At 68.4% G+C, this 20908-nt stretch carries 13 protein-coding genes; 2 read left to right on the forward strand and 11 right to left on the reverse strand.

All coding sequences use genetic code 11. The features are described 5' to 3' along the window. Positions 1-1705: homoserine dehydrogenase (locus VN378_RS08725; protein WP_325742936.1), on the forward strand; the 1705-nt coding region annotated here is incomplete at its 5' end. Between the two features lie 2 nt (positions 1706-1707). Continuing rightward, on the forward strand, positions 1708-2655 hold the full coding sequence (locus VN378_RS08730; RefSeq protein ID WP_325742937.1) for a homoserine kinase: 948 nt from the start codon (positions 1708-1710) through the stop codon (positions 2653-2655). Here the strand turns inward: VN378_RS08730 and thrC are convergent. From thrC to kduI, 11 genes are all read right to left on the reverse strand, one after another. Further along, positions 2652-4019, reverse strand: a complete 1368-nt coding sequence (gene thrC, locus VN378_RS08735; protein ID WP_325742939.1) for a threonine synthase — start codon at positions 4017-4019, stop codon at positions 2652-2654. The two genes, VN378_RS08730 and thrC, sit on opposite strands and share 4 nt — an antisense overlap. A 107-nt stretch (positions 4020-4126) precedes the next feature. Beyond that, entirely contained in the window at positions 4127-8590 is a 4464-nt protein-coding gene (gltB, locus tag VN378_RS08740) for a glutamate synthase large subunit (protein WP_325742940.1), read from the reverse strand. Beyond that, positions 8587-10011 (reverse strand): NAD(P)-dependent oxidoreductase, encoded by a 1425-nt coding sequence (locus VN378_RS08745; RefSeq protein WP_325742942.1) that lies wholly within the window; start codon positions 10009-10011, stop codon positions 8587-8589. The genes gltB and VN378_RS08745 overlap by 4 nt, the downstream gene beginning before the upstream one ends. Positions 10012-10175: 164 nt before the next feature. Further along, complete coding sequence (locus VN378_RS08750; protein ID WP_325742944.1) at positions 10176-10853, reverse strand: TorF family putative porin; 678 nt, start codon at positions 10851-10853, stop codon at positions 10176-10178. Between the two features lie 86 nt (positions 10854-10939). Continuing rightward, entirely contained in the window at positions 10940-12301 is a 1362-nt protein-coding gene (locus VN378_RS08755; protein ID WP_325742945.1) for an ammonium transporter, read from the reverse strand. A gap of 205 nt (positions 12302-12506) precedes the next feature. Next, positions 12507-13130, reverse strand: coding sequence for a cysteine hydrolase (locus VN378_RS08760; RefSeq protein WP_325742947.1), 624 nt, complete (start codon positions 13128-13130; stop codon positions 12507-12509). A gap of 45 nt (positions 13131-13175) precedes the next feature. Continuing rightward, the gene (locus VN378_RS08765) at positions 13176-14738 is read right to left on the reverse strand and encodes a carboxylesterase/lipase family protein (RefSeq protein WP_414642230.1); all 1563 of its coding nucleotides are present in this window, start codon (positions 14736-14738) and stop codon (positions 13176-13178) included. A gap of 4 nt (positions 14739-14742) precedes the next feature. Continuing rightward, entirely contained in the window at positions 14743-15849 is a 1107-nt protein-coding gene (locus VN378_RS08770) for a sugar kinase (RefSeq protein ID WP_325742951.1), read from the reverse strand. Positions 15850-15951: 102 nt separating this feature from the next. Next, on the reverse strand, positions 15952-18699 hold the full coding sequence (locus tag VN378_RS08775) for a TonB-dependent receptor (RefSeq protein WP_325742953.1): 2748 nt from the start codon (positions 18697-18699) through the stop codon (positions 15952-15954). A 540-nt stretch (positions 18700-19239) separates the two neighbouring features. Then, positions 19240-19983: a 2-dehydro-3-deoxy-D-gluconate 5-dehydrogenase KduD gene (kduD, locus tag VN378_RS08780; protein ID WP_325742955.1), complete on the reverse strand. Its 744-nt coding sequence runs from the start codon at positions 19981-19983 to the stop codon at positions 19240-19242. Beyond that, positions 19980-20813, reverse strand: coding sequence for a 5-dehydro-4-deoxy-D-glucuronate isomerase (gene kduI, locus VN378_RS08785; RefSeq protein WP_325742957.1), 834 nt, complete (start codon positions 20811-20813; stop codon positions 19980-19982). The genes kduD and kduI overlap by 4 nt, the downstream gene beginning before the upstream one ends. Positions 20814-20908: the final 95 nt, after the last annotated feature.

Consider the following 20908-nt stretch of genomic DNA (forward strand, 5'->3'; position numbering starts at 1 on the left):
CCCGTCGTCCGCCGCCGCCTCGCCGGTCGTGGTCATGAAGTTCGGCAGCTCCGTGCTGGTCGATCCCGCCGATGCGCCCAAGGTCGCCTCCGACATCTACGCCGAGGTCCGCAAGGGCCGACGCGTCGTCGCCGTCGTCTCCGCCCTCGCCGGCGAAACCGACCGGTTGCTGGCGGAGGCCCGCGCCCTCGGCCTCGCCCACGACAACGCCCTTCTGCCCGCCTATGTGGTGCAGGGCGAGGAGCGCTCGGCCGCCCTGGTGGCGCTGGCCTGCGACCGCGTCGGTCTGAGCGCCGCCACCCTGTCGGTGCGCGATCTCGGCCTCGTCGCCGAAGGGCCGCGCGAGCACGCCCGCCCGGTCGCCCTGGACCCCGTCGCTCTCGAGGACGCGCTGGTGAAGCACGAGGTGGTGGTGGTCCCCGGCTTCGGCGCCCTGTCGCCGGAGGGGCTGGTCGTTCTGCTGGGCCGGGGCGGCTCTGACCTCAGCGCCCTGTTCCTCGCCGCCGAGCTGGGGCTCGACAGCGTCCAGCTGGTGAAGGACGTCGACGGCCTCTACGACCGCGACCCGAACGCCTTTCCCGACGCCCGTCGTTACGACCAGGCCAGCTGGGCCGAGGCCCGGGCGTTGGGGGGCGGCTTGGTGCAGCCGGACGCGCTGGACCTCGCCGAGGCCCGCGGCCTGAAGATCGAGGTGCGAAACTACCTGGACGGCCATCGCACTGTGGTCGGACCGGTCAGCGCTCCGCCCCGCGCCGCCTTGCCGCATCGCCGGCTGCGGGTCGCGGTGGCCGGCTGCGGGGTGGTGGGCGGCGGAGCCCTGGCCCGGCTGCTCGTCGATCCGCGCGTCGAGGTCGTCGGCGTTCTGGTCCGCGACGTCGCCAGAAGCCGCGAGGTGCCCGGCGCCGCCCCCGGCCGGCTGGAGCCCCTGCTGGTCACGGACGCCGGCGCCCTGCTGGATCGGCGTCCCGACATCGTGCTGGAGGCCCTGTCCGAGGCCGGCGCCGGCCATGCCGTGATCCGGGCCGCGCTCGAGCGGGGCGCCGATGTGGCCACCGCCAACAAACAGGCCGTCAGTCTCGACCCGGACGGCCTTCAGGCGCTGGCCCGCGCCCACGGCGCCCGGCTGCTGTGGTCGGCTTCAGTCGGCGGCGGCGCGCCGATGGTCGAAGCCGTTCGCGACGTCCGCGCCCGCGGACCCGTCGCCGCCTTCGAGGCGGTGCTGAACGGCACCGTCAACTTCATGCTGGATCGCCTGGGCGACGGGGTTCCGTTCGACCGGGCGCTCGTGGAGGCCCGGGCCGCCGGCTTCGCCGAGGAGGATCCGTCCGCGGATCTCGAGGGCCTGGACGCGCTCGCCAAGGTGCGCCTGCTGGCCTTCGAGGCCTTCGGCCAGATGCCCGACGAGGCTGACATCCCCCGTGACGTCCTCGACCCCGCGTCGCTCCCGCCGGCCGGATCGCGTCAGGTCTGTCGCTGCGAATGGAAAGACGGCAAGCTGGTCGCCTCGGTCCGTCTGACGGCGGGACCGCTGGACCCCTTGTTCGGGGACCTGAAGGGAGAAGGCAACGCCTTGAAGGTGGTTTCCCATGACGGGTCGGTGGTGCGGCGCCGGGGCCGCGGCGCCGGTCGCTGGGCCACGGCCGAAAGCCTGCTGGCGGACCTGTCGGACCTCGCGGCGCGGCGCCTCGTTCTCGAGCCCGCCTGACCATGGCCGTCTTCACCCCCGTCGAGGAGGCCGAGGCCGAGCCCTTCATTAGTCGCTACGGCCTGGGCGCCCTGGGCGCGCTCACGCCGATCGCGGAAGGGGTGGAGAACACCAACTACCGCCTCGACACCGATCGGGGACGGTTCGTCCTGACCCTGTTCGAGGGCCGGACCGACGCCGCCGCCCTGCCGTTCTGCCTCGGCCTGACCGCCCACGCCGCCGCCCGGGGCCTGCCCTGCGCCCGTCCGCTGAAGGACGTCGCGGGCCAGACCGTCGGGACCCTGAACGGCCGCCCCGCCGCCATACTGGAATGGCTGCCGGGCGCCTGGAAAAGCGATCCCTCGACGGCCGATCTGACCCGGGCAGGCGAACTGCTGGCCCGACTCCATCTGGTCTCGGCCGATTTCCAGGGCGAGCGCGCCGATCCCGTCGGTCCCGCTGCCCGCCGGGCGCTGTTCGACCGCTGCCGGACCCGTGCCGGCGCGGCGGACCTGCTCCTGCTCGACCGCATGGCCCCGTGGGTGGCGGCCGGGGCGCCGGATCCCGCCGCGGGCCTGCCGAAGGGTCCGATCCACGCCGACTATTTTCCGGACAATCTGCTGTTCGAGGGCGACGCGCCCAGCGGCCTCATCGACTTCTATTTCGCCTGCACCGGCGCCCTGGCCTATGACCTCGCCATCGCCCTGTCGGCCTGGGGCTTCGACGCCGCCGGCGAACCCCGGCCGGCCGCGCTGCGGGTCTTCCGGGCGGGTTATGAGTCCGTGCGTCCGCTCGGCCCGGCCGAGGCCGCCGCCCTGCCGGCGCTCGGCGCCGTCGCGGCCGTGCGCTTCACCCTGACGCGGCTGCACGACCGGCTGTTCCACGACCCGACCCGGCTGGTCACGCCCAAGGACCCCGCGCCCTTCCTCCGCCGCCTCGACTGGTGGAGCGACGAGGCCCTGGCGGCCTAGCCGATCGCCGCCAGCACCGCTTCGAGGGTCGCATCGACCACCTCGAACCGCTCCGTCAGTCCTTCGAGGCCTTCCAGTTGCGGCGGCCGTTCGGGCGCGAAACCCAGCGCCGCCTCCACGCTCTCCGGGAATTTCGCCGGATGGGCGGTCGACAGGGCCACCACGGGCCCCGCGGTCCGGTCGACGCGCCGCGCCGCGTGCAGGGCCACGGCGGTGTGGGGGCAGATCACCCGGCCGTTTTCGGCCCAGCTGCGCCGCATCTCCTCCACCGTCCCGGCCTCGCTGACCGACACCGCGGTCACCTCGCGCCGCAGGGCCGCCAGCAGGTCGCCCGGCAGGGTCATCCGGCCGTCCCGGGCGAAGTCCGCGAACAGGCCGCGGGTCAGATCGGCGTCCCGGCCCGACGCCTCGAACACCAGCCGCTCGAAATTGGAGGGCGCCTGCACGTCCATGCTGACGCTGGCCGTCGGCCGGGCCTGGCTGCGCTCGTAGATCCCGGTGTCGAGCGCCCGGACGAGGGCGTCGTTGCGGTTGGTCGCCGCCACGATTCCGCCGACCGGCAGGCCGCACCGGCGCGCCGCCCAGCCGGCGAAGGCGTCGCCGAAATTGCCCGTCGGGACGACATAGGTCGCCGGCCGGCCGAGGGTCGCGGCGGCGGCGGCGTAATAGGGCATCTGACCCGCCAGCCGGGCCCAGTTGATCGAGTTCACCGAGCTGACATGCCGCGACGCCTTCAGCCCCGGCTCCGCCAGCAGCGCCTTCACCAGCCGCTGGCAGTCGTCGAAGTCGCCGCGGACGGCCAGGTTGAGAACGTTCGAGGCGCCGGAGGTGGTCATCTGCCGCCGCTGGACCGGCGAAACCCTGTCCAGCGGATGCAGGACGACGAGATCGACCCTGTCGGCCCCGGCGAAGGCGTTCACGGCCGCCGCTCCGGTGTCGCCGCTGGTCGCCGTGAACAGCAGCAACCGCTCTCCGCCCTGCGCCAGCGCCGCTTCGGACAGGCTGGCGACCAGCTGCATGGCCAGGTCCTTGAACGCCGCCGTGGGCCCGTGAAAGAGTTCGAGGACGAACAGGTCCGGGGCGATCTCCACCAAGGGAACGGTCCGCGGATGCCCGACCCTGTCCCGCACGCGCCGGGTCGCGGCGGCCAGGGCGCCCTCCGGCAGGGAGGCGCCGACGAAGGGGGCCAGCAGCCGCTCCGCCAGTCCGGCGTAGTCGGCCGCCTCCTGCCCCGGCGCGGCGAGGTCCAGGCGCGGCCATCGGGCCGGCGCGAACAGACCGCCATCGGAGGCGATGCCGTCGATGATCGTTCCAGCGAAGTCGCAGGGCGGCGCCAGGCCGCGCGTGCTCACGTATTTCAGCATCATGGAGTCCCCGGAGCGTCAGCCCCGCGTATTCGTCGCCCTACCCTACGGATCTGCTCCCGGCGGCGGCAAGTCGCCGGACGTCGCCGCCCGGATTTCCGCGCCAATCAGGCCCGCCGGACGCGGGCGACGGCCTGCCCTTCGGCCCTGGGCAGAACATGGCGAAACTCGCCGATGGCGGCCGGCCAGGTCTCGATCAGCCGGTTGGCGATCGGCGAGCGCGTTTCGGCGGCATGGCGAGCGATCAGCGCGCGTAGCCGGTCCGTCGCCTCGCCCGCGACGACGCCGGCGACCACCGAATCGCCGTTGAAACGCACATGGGCCGTGCCTTCGGGATCGTGGACGAAGGCCTCGCCGCCCGACATGCCGGCGCCGAAATTCCATCCTGTCGAACCGAGGATCACCACCACCCCGCCCGTCATATATTCGCAGCCGTGGGCGCCGCAGCCTTCGACCACTGCCGTAGCCCCGGAGTTCCGCACCGCGAACCGCTCGCCCGCCGCGCCGGAGGCGAACAGGACGCCGGAGGTGGCTCCATACAGGCAGGTGTTTCCGATCAAGGCCTCGCCGGCAGCCCATGTCGAGGGACGCACGATGACCTCGGCGCCCGACAGCCCCTTGGCGACATAGTCGTTCGCCTCGCCGTCCAGTTCGATGCGCAGGCCGGCGGCGCCCCAGGCGGCCAGCGATTGACCCGCCGCTCCGCGCAGCTTCAGCGTCAGGTGGCCTGCAGGCAGGGTGGAACCATGGCGCCGCACGATGTGCGACGAAATCCGGGCCCCGATGGCGCGCTGGGTGTTCGTGACCGCATAGGCAAGCTGCATCTTCTCGCGCCCGTCGAGGAAACGTGTCGCGTCCTGGACGACCCGCGCATCCAGCGTGTCCGGCACGGCGTTCCAGGGCGGCTCGGCGCAGCGGGTGTCGCCCTCCCCGACCCGCACCAGCAGGGGATTGAGGTCCAGATCGTCCAGATGGGCGTCCCCGCGCGACACCTGGCGCAGCAAGTCGGTTCGTCCCACGGCCTCGTCCAGCGACCGCAGACCCAGAGCGGCCAGCACCTCGCGCGTTTCCTCCGCGATGAAGCTGAACAGGTTGACCACCTTCTCGGGCGTACCCGTGAACATGGCCCGCAAACGCTCATCCTGGACGCAGACCCCGACCGGGCAGGTGTTGGAATGGCACTGACGCACCATCAGGCAACCGACGGCGATCAGGCTGGCTGTGCCGATACCGAACTCCTCGGCGCCCAGTATGGCGGCGATGACGATATCGCGCCCGGTCCGCAGACCCCCGTCCGTCCGCAACCGCACATGGCCGCGCAGGCCGTTCAGGCTGAGGACCTGATGCGCCTCGGACAAGCCCAGTTCCCACGGCAGGCCCGCGTGCTTGATCGAGCCCAGCGCCGAGGCGCCTGTGCCGCCGTTGTGGCCCGAGATCAGGATGACGTCGGCCTTGGCCTTGGCCACGCCCGCCGCCACCGCGCCGATGCCGGACTGGGCCACCAGCTTGACCGTCACGCGGGCGTCGGGATTGATCTGTTTCAGGTCGTAGATGAGCTGGGCCAGATCCTCGATCGAATAGATGTCATGATGCGGCGGCGGACTGATCAGACCCACGCCGGGCGTCGAATGACGCATGCGGGCTATGAATTCCGTGACCTTGAAACCCGGCAGCTGACCGCCCTCGCCCGGCTTGGCGCCCTGGGCGACCTTGATCTCGATCTCCCGGCATTGGTTCAGGTATTCCGCGGTGACGCCGAACCGGCCCGAAGCGATCTGTTTGACTGCGCTGTTGGCGTTGTCGCCATTGGCGCGCGGCATATACCGCTCGGGGTCCTCGCCGCCCTCGCCCGAGACCGACCGGGCTCCGATGCGGTTCATGGCGATATTGAGCGTTTCATGCGCCTCGGGCGAAAGGGCGCCCAGCGACATGCCGGGCGTGACGAAGCGCCGGCGGATGTCGTTGGCGCTCTCGACCTCGTCGATCGCGACAGCCGTCGCGTCCCGGAAATCCAGCAGGTCCCGCAACGCCGTCGAAGGCAGTTCGCGGACGCGGCGGCTGTAGGCCTTGAACCGCCCGTAGTCGCCGCGCGTGGTGGCGTCCTGCAGCCTGTGGATCAGCTCGGCGTCCCAGCCATGAGTCTCCTCCCCTGCCCGGATGCGATGCGCACCGCCGACGCGTAGCGACGGACGCCAGGCAGCGAAGCTCCGCGCCGTCTTGCGGATGACCTGCGCCTCGATCCCGGCCAGACCAATGCCCGAGATGCGCGAAGTCATGCCCGGGAAGAATTCGGCCACGAGCGCGCGGCTCAGTCCCAGCGCCTCGAATTCGCACGCTCCCCGATAGGCCGAAATAACCGAGATGCCCTTCTTGGCGAGGATCTTCATCAACCCGGCCTCGACCGCGGCCTTGTGGTTCAGACAGGCGTCGCGAAGGGTCAGCCCCGGGTAGCGCCCGCCTTCCCGCCGATCAAGGAAGGTTTCCTGCGCCAGCCAGCCGTTCACCGCCGTGGCCCCGCACCCGACCAGAACAGCGAAGGCGTGAGCGTCAATCGCCTCGGCCGCACGCACCACCAGCGAGCAGTAGGTGCGCAAGCCGGCGTCCACCAGCCTGCCATGGACCGCCGCAGTGGCCAGGACCATCGGGATCAGGGGGCGATCCGCACCCATTCGTTCGTCCGTCAGCACGATCAGTCCGGCCCCGCCCCGCGCCGCCGCCACCGCCTCGTCACGGATGCGATCCAGCGCCTGCTTCAGGGCGCCTTCTCCGGCCGGGAAGGTGCAGTCGATCACCGTGGTCGCGCCCGCCCCGACCACCTCCAGCATCCGCTCGTACATCCCGGTCGTCAGCACCGGGCTGTCCAGCACGAAGACCTTCGTCTGGGTCTCGTCCTGGGCGAGGATGTTGCCGAGGTTCTTGAACCGGGTCCGCAGACTCATCGCCCCGGCCTCGCGCAGGGAGTCGATCGGCGGATTGGTGACCTGGGCGAAGGCCTGGCGGAAATAGTGGGCAAACGGCCTGTCCTGATGCGACAGCACTGCTGGCGGCGCGTCGTCCCCCATGGAGGCCACGGCCTCCTTGCCCTCTCCCGCCATTGGATCCAGCAGGGTGTCGATGTCTTCCTGGGTCCAGCCCACCGCAGCCTGGAAGCGCATCAGCGCCTCGCCTGACAGATGGCGCGGCTCGGGGCCGGGGCCGATGCGCGGCTCCAGCTCCACCATATTCGACAGCCATGCGCGGTACGGCAGGGCCGCCGCCAGCCGGTCGACGGTCTGCGTTTCGTCGTAAAGGACTCCCGCCTCCAGATCGACGGAGATCATCCGCCCCCCGCCGATGTGCAGGCGGCGCTTGATCCGGTCATCGGGAATGCCCGTCATCCCGACCTCGGATCCGCAGATCAGCAAGCCGTCGACCGTCTCCGCGACGCGAAGAGGACGTAGTCCGTTGCGGTCCTTGCCCGCCACCACCCAGCGGCCGTCAGTGGCGCAGACCGCGGTAGGCCCGTCCCATGGTTCCATCACGGCGTTGCAATAGGCGTAGAGCGCCCGGTGATCGTCGGAAATGACGCCCTCGATCGGGGCCTCCGGCATCAGCAGCGCCTTGACCATTGGCGCCGGACGCCCCGCGCGCACCAGCACCTCGAAGACATTGTCCAGAGCCGCGGAGTCGGAGCCGCCCGCCTGGATCACCGGCTTGACGGTCGAGTCGTCGACCCCGAAGGCCTCGGCGGTCATGCGGATCTCGTGGCTGCGCATCCAGCTGGCGTTGCCGCGCAGGGTGTTGATCTCGCCGTTGTGCGCCAACATCCGGAACGGCTGGGCCAGTCGCCATTCGGGGAAGGTGTTGGTCGAATAGCGTTGATGGAACAGGGCGACGTTGGCCTCGACCCGTGGGTCGTTCAGGTCAGGATAGAAGTCCGCCAGCGCCTGGGCCAGCATCATCCCCTTGTAGATGACCGACCGCGCCGACAGCGAGCAGACGTAGAACTGCTGCAGCCCCGCCGCTGTCGCCCGCGCCTCGATCCGGCGGCGCAGCAGGTACAGCGCCCGCTCCAGCGGCTCGCCGTCCAGCCCCTCGGGGGCGCTGAGCATGATCTGCTCGATCTCGGGCCGGGTCGCGGCCGCGCGTTGGCCCAGCTCGGACACATGGGTCGGCACCTGACGCCAGCCGTAAAGCCAGAACCCCGCCGCCATTACCTCGCGCTCGACGATGGTGCGGGCCCGCTCCTGCGCCGCCAGGTCGACCCGGGGCAGGAAGATCATGCCCACCGCGATAGGACCGGGCCGCGGCTCGTGACCGGCGTCGCGCACCTGGGCCTCGAAGAAGGCCCGCGGCAGGCCGATTAGCAGCCCCGCGCCATCGCCGGACTTGCCGTCGGCATCGACCGCCCCGCGGTGCCAGACCGCCTTCAGCGCCTTCAGGGCCAGATCAACCACCTCGCGCCGCGGCCGGCCGTCGATGGCGGCCACCAGACCGACACCGCAGGCGTCGCGCTCGGACGCCGGGTCATAGGCGTGCGCGTCGATCAGACGCTGACGCTCGCATTGGTACCGTTCGGGATCCATGCTCATGCCGCCGCCCTCTGGCGGCTGGTCAGCCAGGCGTCTATTTCGGCCGCTGCATCCTGACCGTCCCTGACGGCCCAGACCACCAGCGAGGCGCCGCGCACGATGTCGCCGGCGGCGAACACCCCTTCCAGCGTGGTGGCCTTCGTGTGCCCGGCAGTCCGGACGGCGCCCCATTCCGTCAGAGCCAGATCGGGCTCGGCGAACAATTCCGGCAGATTCTCGGGGTCGAAACCCAGGGCCTCGATGACCAGATCGGCAGTGATGTCGAACTCCCCGCCCGAAACCGGTTCAACGCTCCAGCGGCCGTCTGCGGAAGGGGATGCCAGAGCCATCCGCTGCACCCGCACGCCGGTGACTCGCCGGGCGTCGCCCAGCACGGCTCGAGGCGCGGCCAGCCACTCGAAGACCACGCCCTCCTCTTCGGCATTGGCGACCTCGCGCGCGCTGCCGGGCATGTTGTCCCGGTCGCGGCGGTACAGGCAGGTCACCGAGGCCGCCCCCTGACGCACAGCCGTGCGCACGCAGTCCATTGCCGTGTCGCCGCCGCCGATCACCACGACGCGCTTGCCCGCCGCGTTCAGCCCCCCGCTGTCGAAGGCGGGCACGGCGTCACCAAAGCCCTTGCGGTTCGAGGCGATCAGATAGTCCAGCGCCGCGATGACCCCGCTGGATCCGCAGCCCGGGGCCGTCAGCCGCCGCGCGTTATAAACCCCCGTCGCCACCAGCACCGCATCATGGGCCGCCCTGACCTCCGCGAACGGCAGATCACCGCCTACATCGACGCCCAGCCGGAACTCGACACCGCCATCGACCAGACGGTCGAGACGACGCTGCACCACATGCTTCTCCAGCTTGAAGCCCGGGATGCCATAGGTCAGCAGCCCGCCCGCGCGGTCGTGCCGGTCGTAGAGGGTGACCGCATAGCCCGCTGACCGTAGTCGATCCGCCGCCGCCATTCCGGCCGGTCCTGCACCGACGATCCCCACCGAGGCGCCGCGCTCCGCCCGCGGCCGGATCGGATCGACCCAGCCGTTCTCGAAGGCCATGTCGCCCAGCCAGCGTTCGACGGAGCCGATGGTCACCGTCTCCCACCCCGCCTGCTCCAGGGTGCAGGCGCCCTCGCAAAGCCGATCCTGGGGGCAAATCCGGCCGCAGATTTCCGGCAGGGACGAAGTCGCCTCGACCTGCCGCCAGGCCTCTTCCGCCCGACCCTCGGCAGCCAGCCTCAGCCAGTCGGGGATATTGTTCTGCAGCGGGCAGCCGGTCTGACAGAAGGGCACGCCGCACTGGGCGCAACGGCTGGACTGTCCCACCCCGGCGACGGGCCCGAAATCCGCATAGATTTCATTGAACCCGCGTATGCGATCCGCGGCCCGGGCCTTGGCCGGTCCGGTCTTCGGCGTAACCACGAAAGTTTGGTTCACGGACGTCACATCAGCCCCTTCGCTACTGCACAAAGCTTAGGGCTTGGAAGGGATGATCGCAACTTCCGTGCAAATTATGCATGCAACAGCGGAGATGGTGCAAAATATGACCGGACGGACGTCGATTCCAGAAACACCCGACCGGCTCATGTTGTGCGTCGCATTCAGAAGAGAAACTTGATTCCTGCGACCGCGCGAGCATCCGACAACGGACCATCCACGTCGGCGTCGTGGTAGCGGACATCGATCGCCACATGCTCGGTCACGGCATAGCCGACTCCGAGGTTCCAGGTCGCATAGTCGTCGTTCACGTCCAGCGATTGATGACCGATCGCAGCCGATACGGTCCATTTTTCGGCCGGAGCGAAAGCGGCGTTGGCCTCAACATAGGTCGCCTCCTCGTCCAGGCCGAAGAAGTCCGGCGACCAGTAGACGGCCGCCCCGAATGTCGCCGGGCCAATAGCACGCGACGCCGCAGCCTTGAGCTCCAGATAGTCGTAGTCGGCTCCGTTCGGCGCGTTGACATAGCCGTAGCCGACCGCACCCACATCGAAGGCGAAGCCCCCGGCCTCGCCACGGTAACCGGCGTAGATGTCCACCTCGGCGTCCGTCTCATCGCCGAAGTCGACGTTCGAGGCCCAGGCCCCGACGTAGAAGGCCCCGATCGTGGCGTCGACACCGCCCTGAACGGCCGGTCCCTCATCGGTCTGACTGTAGCCGCGGAAGACATAGTCGCTGACGGCTCCCACATTCCACGCCACCTCGGGCGCGGACTGGGCGCTGGCGGCCCCGGCGGTCAGCAGGGCGGCCGTCAGGGCCGCGCAGGCAAAAGCGGTTCTCATCGTCGTATCCCCTGTTGTGGTGGTTTTCGAGACGTACGCTTACGGGCGGCGGCGCGGAGGGGAGGCTCCGCACCGCCTGGCGGGGGTCAGACCCCTTCCATCACCTCGCCGTGCAAATGCCCGTCGAGTCCTTCAGCTTCCTGCTCGGCGGTGACGCGCAGACCCGTCGTGAACTTGCAGACGATCAGGATCAGGAAGGTGACTACGGCGCTCCAGCCGATTGTGACTCCCAGCCCCCAGGCCTGTTTGGCGATCGTGGCTCCTTCGGCCACACCGTTGACGGCGGCCGAAGCGAAGACGCCGGTCAGCAGAGCCCCGAGAATGCCGCCCGCCCCGTGGATGCCGAAGGCGTCCAGACTGTCGTCATAGCGCAGCAGCTTCTTGATCCAGACAGAGGCGGCGTAGCAGACCGGACCCGACGCGAGGCCGATGATCACCGCGCCCTTGGGATCGACGAGTCCCGCCGCCGGAGTGATGGCGACCAGGCCCGCGATCAGGCCGGACAGCACGCCGATCAGCGACGGCTTCCGCTTTTCCATGACCTCGACGATCTTCCAGGTCAGGGAGCCGGCCATCGCAGCCAGAATGGTGTTGAGGATGGCGACGGAGGCGATGGAGTCCGCAGTCCAGGCCGAGCCTGCGTTGAAGCCGATCCAGCCGACCAGCAGCAGTGAGGCGCCGATCATGGTCAGCACCGGATTGTGAGCGACGATGCTTTCCTTGCCGTAGCCCTTCCGGGCCCCGAGGAAGATGGCGCAGACCAAGCCGGCGACACCTGCGTTGACGTGCACCACGGCGCCGCCTGCGAAGTCCAGAACCCCCGCCGCGCCGAGGAAGCCGCCGCCCCATACCCAGTGGCAAATCGGAGCGTAGACGAGCAGGGTCCACAGGCCGGTGAACAACAGCAACCCCGAATATTTGATCCGTTCGGCGAACGCCCCCGCGATCAGGGCCGGGGTGATGATGGCGAAGGTCAGCTGGTAGGAGATCCAGAGATACTCCGGCAATCCGGGCGTCAGGCTATGCGCCGTGGTCGGGGTGACGCCGTTCAGGAACAGGGCCTGGAACGAACCGATGTAGCTTTGGACCTCGTCGCCCGCGTAGCCGCCGATCGGCTGGCCGACGCCGAATGACAGGCTGTAGCCGGCGATGAACCAGGCCAGGGTGACGACAGAGGCCACGCCCAGCGACTGGGTGATGGTGGCGATGACGTTCTTGCGCCGGACCATGCCGCCGTAGAAGAGCGCCAGCCCCGGCAAGGTCATCAGGAGAACCAGGGCGGTGGATGTCAGGATCCAGCCGGTCGCGGCCCCGTCGAGGACGAGGGTCGTCTGATGCGCCAGAAGCGCCGGGTCCGGCGCAACAGGCGCCGCTGCCGAGGCCGCGCTCGCCAGACCCCCGAACGGCAGGGCGAGCATTCCGGCAACCAGGGTACGAAGTCGTGTCATTTGATCCCCCCAAAGACTGCATTACGCATATGCGAAATGTTTACCGCATTTGCGAAATAGACAAGGGGCGAACGACGTTTGGCGCAATATTTTTGCCGGATGTGGAAAAATGACTGCGATCTCGGCATGTTGCTTCCGGGTCGGCCGGCCCCGGCGCCGGGCTTTTCGGGCGCCGGCGTCCATTTTTCTCGCAGATGCAGCATGCTCAGCCTGCGCGAATGGCCCACCCGTCGAGGATCTCGTCGCAAAGGGCGGTTTCGATCTGCTGGCCGTATCGGTCATGATAGAGGCTGACAGTGGCGTCGTGTGTTTCGTCCGAGGAACTGCAAAGGGCGTCCACGGCGATGACGACCCGGTAGCCGAGGTCCACCGCGCCGAGGACGGTCGCCAGGACGCACACGTCCGTTTCGCCCCCGCTGACGACCAGGGTGTCGACCCCACGCTCCCGAAGCAACTCATGCAGGGCGCCGTTGAACCACGGCGAGTATACCCGCTTGTCGAAGACCAGGGCCGGGGGCGCGAACAGCGCCAGTTCCGGGACCAGATCGATCAGTCCGGGGCCCAGGGCCTCCAGCGTCATCGACGACCAGCGCTCATAATACCTGCGCCAGGTTCCAGTCCCCTCCCCCGGTCGCGCCGGAGGGACGAAGCGGGTGAAGCAGGTCCGTTCCGGTCCATGTTCGCACAGCCGCACAACCTGGGGCAGGACACGACGGATCCATGGAGTCCGCCACTCGGTCTCCTCAGCGAACAGTCGCTGCATGTCCACGCAAAGGTGAACCGCGGAACCAGGTATGGGGCCGTGGGTCAGTCCGGTTGTTTCCGCCATGCGCGGTCAACGCTGCGCGCCGAGGCGGGTTGCCTTGGCCGGGTCTCAGGTCCCCGGCTGGACATAGGGCGTCCGCGCGAAGAAGCGGCGTTCGGCTTCGCGCGGATCTTTCTCAAGGCGGGCGACGACGTCGAACACCATGGTCTCGCGGTCTACGAGCCCATAGGGGGGCCAGGCAGGAAGTCCGGCATGGTTCGGGTCGGCCGAGCGCGCGAAGGCAATGAAGGCGTCGCTCAGACGGGCGGCGACCTCCTGGGCTCCAGGGCCTGCGACACGCGATCCGGCGGCGGCCACATTGTCGAACGCCAGGGGGATGTCCACCGTGTGAAATGCGCCGGAGCGGCCGTTGTCCAGGGTTCCGGGAAAGTCCATCTGATAGACCCAGGCGGGGGCGCCCTGAACCGCACGGGCCTCGGCTTCGATGACCGCGGCGCGCCATGAACGGCCCGCCGTGGAAGCGCCGATCAGCACCTGGTCCGGAGACCAGTCCGGATACAGCCGCCGGTATTCGGCGATGACGGTTTCGGGAGCGACGTCGATCCGCATCACCTCTGGCGACATCCGCGCCGGCAGGGTTTCCCAGGTCAGTCCGGCGTTGGCCGGATCGCCGCCCAGAAACGCCAAGGTCTCGTCGCGAGTGTTGCCGATGATCATGGGGATACCCGCCGACTGGGCCGGCGCGTCCGGATAGAAGGGGTGGCGGAACAGGCTTTGCTGATCCACCACCGGGCCAAAATACAGGCCCCCATAGCCGAGCACGGGGTCCGTGGTCCTGGCCGCCTCCAGCAACGCATCCGCCGGCATCTGGAGCAGATCGCGGACCCGGTCCGGCGCGACGCCCAACGCATCCAGCCACGCTCGAGTCCGCCGCCCGGCGTTCAACGGGCCTGAGGCCGTGACCTGCTGACCGCTCATGGTCGCCACCCGGTGGAACAGGCCGGCGGCTGAAGGGGTGGCCATCAGGGTGGCGATCTTGGCGCCTCCGCCAGACTGGCCGAACAGCATGACCCGGTCCGGATCGCCGCCGAAGGCCGTGATATTGTCCCGCACCCAGCCCAGGGCGAGGATCAGGTCGTGCTGGCCGGCGTTCCCCGAATGGGGAAGGCTCGCCTCCAGCCGGGCCAGATAGGCGTAACCGAACAGGTTGAGTCGGTGGTTCAGGGTGACCACGACCACATCGCCGCGCGCCGCCAGCCGCGTTCCATCATACAGCGGCGACGACCCCGATCCGGTCCCGTAGCCGCCGCCGTGGATATAGACCATCACCGGGCGCCGTCCGGCGTCGAGCCCCGGCGTCCAGACATTCAGAAACAGACAGTCCTCGGACTGGTTCGACTCACTGCCCGACTGGGGACTGGCGGCGCCATAGGTCAGCGCCTCCGCCGGGCGCGTCCATGGCGACGGCGGGCGCGGAGGCTGGAACCCGGTCGGACGGGTGTCGGCGCCGTAGCGAACACCCTTGAAGCTGAGTATTCCGCCGTCCCGCGATCCGATGATCGGGCCGTGGGCGGTTCGGGCGACGGGCGACGAAACGCGGGCGCGGGCCGGTTGGGCCTGCAGCGTCGCAGCAGCAGCCAACGCACCCAGGGTTTCGCGGCGCGTCAACACGCGCTCAACGGATCGATCGGCCGTCGCCGCCGGCCAACAGGGCCGCGATCTCCTGACGCGAGACCATCGAGGCGTCGCCGGGGGTCGTCATGGCCAGGGCGCCGTGAGCGGCTCCCCATCCGACGGCCTCCTCGACGGAGAGGTCGTTCATCAGCGCCCACGCCAGACCGGAGACGAAGCTGTCCCCGCCTCCGACCCGGTCCATGATTTCGAGATCGGTCCAGACCGGCGCGGTCTGCAGCTCACCGGCGCTCCAGGCGGCCGCGGACCAGTCGTTTCGGCTGGCCGTCGTCGGGCGCCGCAGGGTGGCGGCCACGACCTTCGTCCGGGGAAAGAGGCCACAGAAGGCCTCGGCGGCGGCGGCGAACGCGAAGGCCCCCAGGCCGGACCCGTCGCCGGTCGTCGGCTTTCCGAGATCGACGCCGAGGCAGGTTTCGAACCCGTGGCCATCGCCGATCATCACGTCGACGGCGCCTGCGATGCCACGGTTCACCCGGCGCGCGGCATCCGGATCCGGGTGGCTGGCCCACAGGCTGGCGCGATAGTTGAGATCATAGGACACCACCGTCCCGTGCCGCCGCGCCGCCTCCACCGCCTCCATGGCGACCTCGGCGGTTGACGTGGACAGGGCCGCAAAGATGCCCCCGGTGTGGAACCAGCGCACGCCTTCTTCGCCGAACAGCCGGTCCCAGTCGACCTCGCCGGGCCGCATCTGGCTGGCCGCCGAATTGGCCCGGTCCGACAGGCCCCGCGCGGGGCGGACGCCGAAACCGCGTTCAGTGAAGTTGAGGCCCAGCCGCGTGTTGCGCCCTATACCGTCGGCTTCGCGCCACATGACATGGCTGCGGTCCACCCCGCCTTGGGCGATCATCTCGTCAGCGAGCCAGCCGAGGTCGTTGTCGGGCAAGGCCGTGACGACGGCGCTACGCAGGCCGAAGGTCCTGGCGATGGCCCGCGCCACATTGTATTCGCCGCCGCCCTCCCAGACGTCGAAGGAACGCGCATTGCGCACCCGCCGTTCGCCGGGGTCGAACCGCAGCATGACCTCGCCCAGGGCGACCATATCCCAGCGGCAATCTTCGGGTGAACGGAGGTTCAGGAGGGAAGACATCCGTGAATCCTGTACGCGTGTCCCGGCGGCGTTGAAATGAAAGAAAGAGAGGACCGGCGACCCGCGCCGCCGGCCCTCAAGGCACGTTCAGGAGAAGGTGATCTAGAAGCTGTATCGGAAGCCAGCGAAGAATTGACGCCCGGTGTGGTGGTGAACCGAAACCAGATTGTGGATGCCGACGTACTGCGTCGGAACCTCGTCAGTCAGGTTGATTCCCTCGATGGTCAGCGAAAGCTGGTCGTTGACCTGATAGGAGGCCGCTGCGTCGATGTTGAAAGTATCGACCACCCCCTCGATCGCGTTGCCATTGCGGCCGGGGACCTGGGTCAGGTAGCCGTCGCGATAGGTTCCGGAAACCCGCGCGCTGAACCGGTCATCCTCGTAATAGAGGGTGGCGTTGTAGGCCCGCTTGGACAAGTTGGTCAGGGTGTTGGTGGTGCCGTTCGGATACTCGATCTGGGAGTCCACATAGGTGTAGTTCGCCAGCACGCCAAGATTGCTCAGAATGCCTGGAAGGAAGATCAGGGGCTGCTGATAGCTGATCTCGAATCCATCGAGGTCGCCGCCGTCGGTGTTGACGGGCTGATTGAATACCCAGTCGGCCCCCGGGGAGCAGCCCGGGGTGGCGCCGCAGGCCGCGACGGCCACGCTGTCCGGCAGCCCCAGGGAGTTGCCGGTGAAAGGCTGGGTCACCGTGTCATTGGCGACGAAGCTGCTGATCTCTTTCCGGAACAGGGCCAGCGACACAATGGACTCCGGCGCGAAATACCACTCGACGGCCACGTCGTAGGTTGTCGCCCTGGTCGGGTCGAGCAAGGGGTTGCCCGAGTTGACCGTCCGATTGTTGCCCGAAACCGATACCGTGCCGCCGGGGGTCAGCGACCCGAGGCCCGGCCGCGTCATGACCTTGGCCGCCCCGACCCGGATCAGGAGATTCTCGATCGGTTCGACCACCAGGTTCATGGACGGCAGCAGATCGTCGTAGCTGCGGTTCGCCTCAGTGAAAACCGGGGCCCCGGCGGACAGCGTATAGCCGGTCGAGGATTGGTCGGTCTCGATATAGCGAAGGCCGATGTTGCCGCGCACGGGCATCTGGCCGACCAGGGTGTCGAAATCGGCTTGGACGTAGGCGCCTTGGCTCTCCTCCTCCACCGACCGGTTGTTGCCGCGTGAGGGGATGAAGCTCATCGGGAAGCCGCTGAAATTGAACAAGGCGTCAGCGGCGGCGTAGTCCGGTACCAACCAGCGCAGCGCCGATCCGGCGGGGATGTCCCACTGGTCGGCGAAGCTGACCAGACGGCTATAGTCCGAGATCGGCGTGCCTGCGATGGCCGCCGGGATACAGCCTTCGGCATTGCCCGTCGGGGCCAGACCGCAGGACGCCGGATCTCGGCGCAGTTCGGTGGTTTCGAAGGTGTATTTCTTGAGGAACAGCCCGCCGCGCAAGGTGATGCTGTCGGTTACGTCCCACCCGCCGTTGAGCTGGGCGGTCTCATAGGTGTTGTCCGCTGTCTGCGGCCGAAGCCGGATCTGGCTTAGCCTCCAGCTGGCTGGATCCTCAACGTCAAAGCCGTAGCTGATCATCGGCAGGTTGGCGTTATCACGGTAGTCGTAGGTGTAGCCGTCCGAGTTGGCGTGATCGAACAGCAGGGTAGTCTGGATCGGGTTGTCGTGCTCCGAGGTGGAGGAGCCCAGGAAGCCGCTGATACGCAGCGTGTCCGAAAACTCATGCGACAGGTTCAAGGTCAGCTGGGTGAATTCGGTCTGCAACTCGTCGAAGCGGGATTCCGAACGCACATCGACGTTGTCGAACACGCCATAGATGAGGTTGCCGTTTGCATCGACTTCGGAGTCGACCACAACGATGCCGGCCCGGCCGCCTGCCCCCCCGGCGCTGAAATCCGGGGCCTGAAGGAAATGCTCGAACCGCGTCGCGCTGAAGTCCGCGTACAGCAAGTCGAAGCTGATCTCGGTGCGGTCGCTCGGCCGCCACTGCAGGGCGGCAGTGACGCCCAGACGTTCCTGGTCATGTTCAAGAATGCCATATCGCGGCAGGCGCGGGGTGAAGGCATTGACAGCTCCGGGCCCGGAACCGACGTTCCCGCCCTGCCAGCGGACGGTGCTATGGCCTTCCTCCAACGCCGCGCGGCTTGAATAGGCCACCGACAGCAGGGCCCCGAAGGTCCCGTCCGCCCAGGTATTGGAGATCAGAAAGGCGGCGCGGGGGTCGCCGTTCTGGGCAAGGTCGTTCCAGCCCATCTGGCCCGAAGCGGCCATTGTGAAGCCTGGATAGTCGAACGGCCGCGCGACCTGCAGGTCGACCGTGGCGCCCAGCGACCCCTCCTCGGCGTCGGCCGAGGCGGTCTTGCGCACCGTGATGTTGTTGAAGAGATCAGAAGCGAAGACATTGAAGTCGAAGCCGCGGCCCCGATTGGTGCCGCCGGAGCTGTCGGTGCCGCCGGTGGTGCCCAAGGCTTCCATGCCGTTGATGCGGATGCGAGTGAAGTCGGGACCGAGACCGCGGACCGAGATATTCCGCCCCTCGCCTGCGTCGCGAGTGATGGCTACCCCGGGAATGCGCTGGATCGACTCGGCCAGGTTCTGGTCCGGGAAGTCGGCGATGTCCTCGGCCATAATGACATCCACGGCGCCGGCCTCGCGACGTTTGACGTTCAAGGCTTGAGCAAGGCTGCTCCGGAAGCCGGTGACGACCACCTCGTCAATCTCGGTCGCGTCGTCCTGGCCGGGAGGCGGCGCATCCTGCGCGGCGGCGCCCCCTATTCCCAGCGACAGGGCCACGGCCAGTCCGGACGCTCCCGTGAACAGAATACGGCGAAATGCACGGGTCATCCCCGGCTCAATGGCTTGCATCATATGCCTCCTCCCAATTGGGCATACAGAACGCCGAGGTGACCCCGGTCTATCGATTCTTGCGGTTCGACATCATTGGCCGTCCCGTTTGACACCGGTGTCATATCTGAATGGAATAGTTCTGACACCGGTATCAATCGAAGCCTAACCCTATGATCCGCGTTTTCGCAACCCCGCTTCTGTTCTCCAAGACGGCAAGCGCGGCCGTAACGCCGGTCTGCGTGACTTTGGAAGCACACCCCGGTCCCGGAGCAGGTGCTCACGACAGGCCCCGCCGCCTTTCCTGGAGGCCGGGGCGAGGGCTGGATCGCCCGAGCGTCGGGCCGGATCCGGATGTGACCGTGTTCCGGAATTTCGCGGACTCATCGGACTCCTCAGGAGAGTCCGCTTCCGCAGTTTTAGCGGACAATTTGGACTCGGCCCCGAACCGCACGATGGACGTGTCAAAGACCGGCCCGAGGACGCGGACAATGAAGAAGCATGCGCCTGCGTCAGAAATGGACGTACATCGGCCGGCCGCTAGCGGGCCAGCCAGCCCCCGTCGACCGCCAGCACCGTGCCGTGGACATAGCTGGCCGCGTCCGACGACAGGAAAACCGCCGCGCCCACCAGATCCGAGGGCTTGCCCCAGTGCCCGGCGGGGATGCGGGCGAGGATGTCGCGGTTGCGCGTTTCGTCCGCTCGCAGGGCCTCGGTGTTACTGGTCTCGAAATAGCCCGGCGCGATGCCGTTGACGTTGATGCCCCTCGCCGCCCACTCGCAGGCCAGCAGGCGCGTCAGTCCGGCCAGTCCGCTCTTGGAGGCGGTGTAGGACGGCACCCGGATGCCGCCCTGGAAGGACAGCATCGAACAGATGTTGATGATCTTGCCGCCCCGGCCGCCGGCGACCCATGTCCGGGCCACAGCCTGGCTGAGGAAGAAGGCGGTCTTCAGATTGGTGTCGATCACCGCGTCCCAGTCTTCCTCGGTGAAGTCGAGACTGTCGGCGCGGCGGATAATGCCGGCGTTGTTGACGAGGATGTCGACAGGCCCCGCCTGGGCGACCACATTGGCGATCGGAGCGATGGAGCCGAGGTCGGCGGAGACGGCCCTGAAGGCCCGGCCCAGACCCGTGACCAGCGCCTCGGTTTCGGTCGGCGCCGAACGGCCGACGGCGACGATGTCGGCTCCCGCTTCGGCCAGACCGACCGCGATGGCCTGGCCCAGTCCGGTGTTGGCGCCGGTGACGAGGGCCGTGCGGCCGCTGAGGTCGAAGCCGCTCATTTCAGCTGACAGATGTCGAGGATGGTCATGTCCGTATAGTCCAGGTTCTCGCCGCCCATGGCCCAGATGAAGGTGTAGTTCGAGGTGCCCGAGCCCATGTGGATCGACCACGGAGGCGACACCACGGCCTCGCCGTCGGCGACCACGATGTGCCGCTGGGCGTCGGGCTCGCCCATGAAGTGGAACACCCGGTCGTTGTCGGACAGGCCGAAGTAGAAATAGACCTCCGACCGCCGGTCATGCAGGTGCGGGGGCATGGTGTTCCAGACGCTGCCGGTCTTCAGGATCGTCAGGCCCAGCAGCAGTTGGCACGACTGGCAGGTGGCCGGGACGATATACTGATAGATCGTCCGCTCGTTCGACGTCTCCAGCGCGCCCCGCTCCAGCGGCACGGCCTGGCTCAGCGAGATGTGTTTGGTCTCGTAGCGGACGTGGGCGGGCGTCGAGGCCAGGTAGAAGCGGGTGTCGCCGGAGAAGGTCACGTCCTTCGAGCCCATGGCGACGTACAGGCCGTCGTTCGCCTCCAGCGTATAGGTCTGTCCGTCCACGGTGACCGTGCCGGTCGCGCCGCCGACGTTGACCACGCCCAGCTCGCGCCGCTCCAGGAATGGATGGCCGGCCGCCGAGGCCGGTTCGGTCTGGTCGGGCAGCCTCACCGTCGCCGCTTCCGGCTCGACGCCGCCGATCACGAAGCGCTCGTAGTGGGTGTAGTTCAGGCGGATGCGACCCCCCTCGAACAGGCCGTCGATCAGATAGCGCTCGCGCAGCTGGTCGTTGGTGACCCCGTCCATCATGTCCGGGTGGGTGGCGTGATAGGTCTTGCAGTACATGAGGTCACCTTGTCCGGCTCGAAGCGCGCCGTCTAGGTAACCGGTGTCATGACCGGGAGCAAGGCGTCCGGGCGTCTGCAACGAAGGAGCATCCG

The sequence above is a fragment of the Brevundimonas sp. genome, assembly GCF_035561115.1.
Taxonomy (GTDB): domain Bacteria; phylum Pseudomonadota; class Alphaproteobacteria; order Caulobacterales; family Caulobacteraceae; genus Brevundimonas.

Coding starts and splice junctions, on each gene's coding strand:
- VN378_RS08770 (WP_325742951.1), bottom strand. CDS start 15,849: ATGTCTTCCCTCCTGAACCTCCGTTCACCCGAAGATTGCCGCTGGGAT.
- gltB (WP_325742940.1), bottom strand. CDS start 8,590: ATGAGCATGGATCCCGAACGGTACCAATGCGAGCGTCAGCGTCTGATC.
- kduI (WP_325742957.1), bottom strand. CDS start 20,813: ATGTACTGCAAGACCTATCACGCCACCCACCCGGACATGATGGACGGG.
- VN378_RS08760 (WP_325742947.1), bottom strand. CDS start 13,130: ATGGCGGAAACAACCGGACTGACCCACGGCCCCATACCTGGTTCCGCG.
- kduD (WP_325742955.1), bottom strand. CDS start 19,983: ATGAGCGGCTTCGACCTCAGCGGCCGCACGGCCCTCGTCACCGGCGCC.
- thrC (WP_325742939.1), bottom strand. CDS start 4,019: ATGCTGAAATACGTGAGCACGCGCGGCCTGGCGCCGCCCTGCGACTTC.
- VN378_RS08775 (WP_325742953.1), bottom strand. CDS start 18,699: ATGACCCGTGCATTTCGCCGTATTCTGTTCACGGGAGCGTCCGGACTG.
- VN378_RS08750 (WP_325742944.1), bottom strand. CDS start 10,853: ATGAGAACCGCTTTTGCCTGCGCGGCCCTGACGGCCGCCCTGCTGACC.
- VN378_RS08755 (WP_325742945.1), bottom strand. CDS start 12,301: ATGACACGACTTCGTACCCTGGTTGCCGGAATGCTCGCCCTGCCGTTC.
- VN378_RS08730 (WP_325742937.1), top strand. CDS start 1,708: ATGGCCGTCTTCACCCCCGTCGAGGAGGCCGAGGCCGAGCCCTTCATT.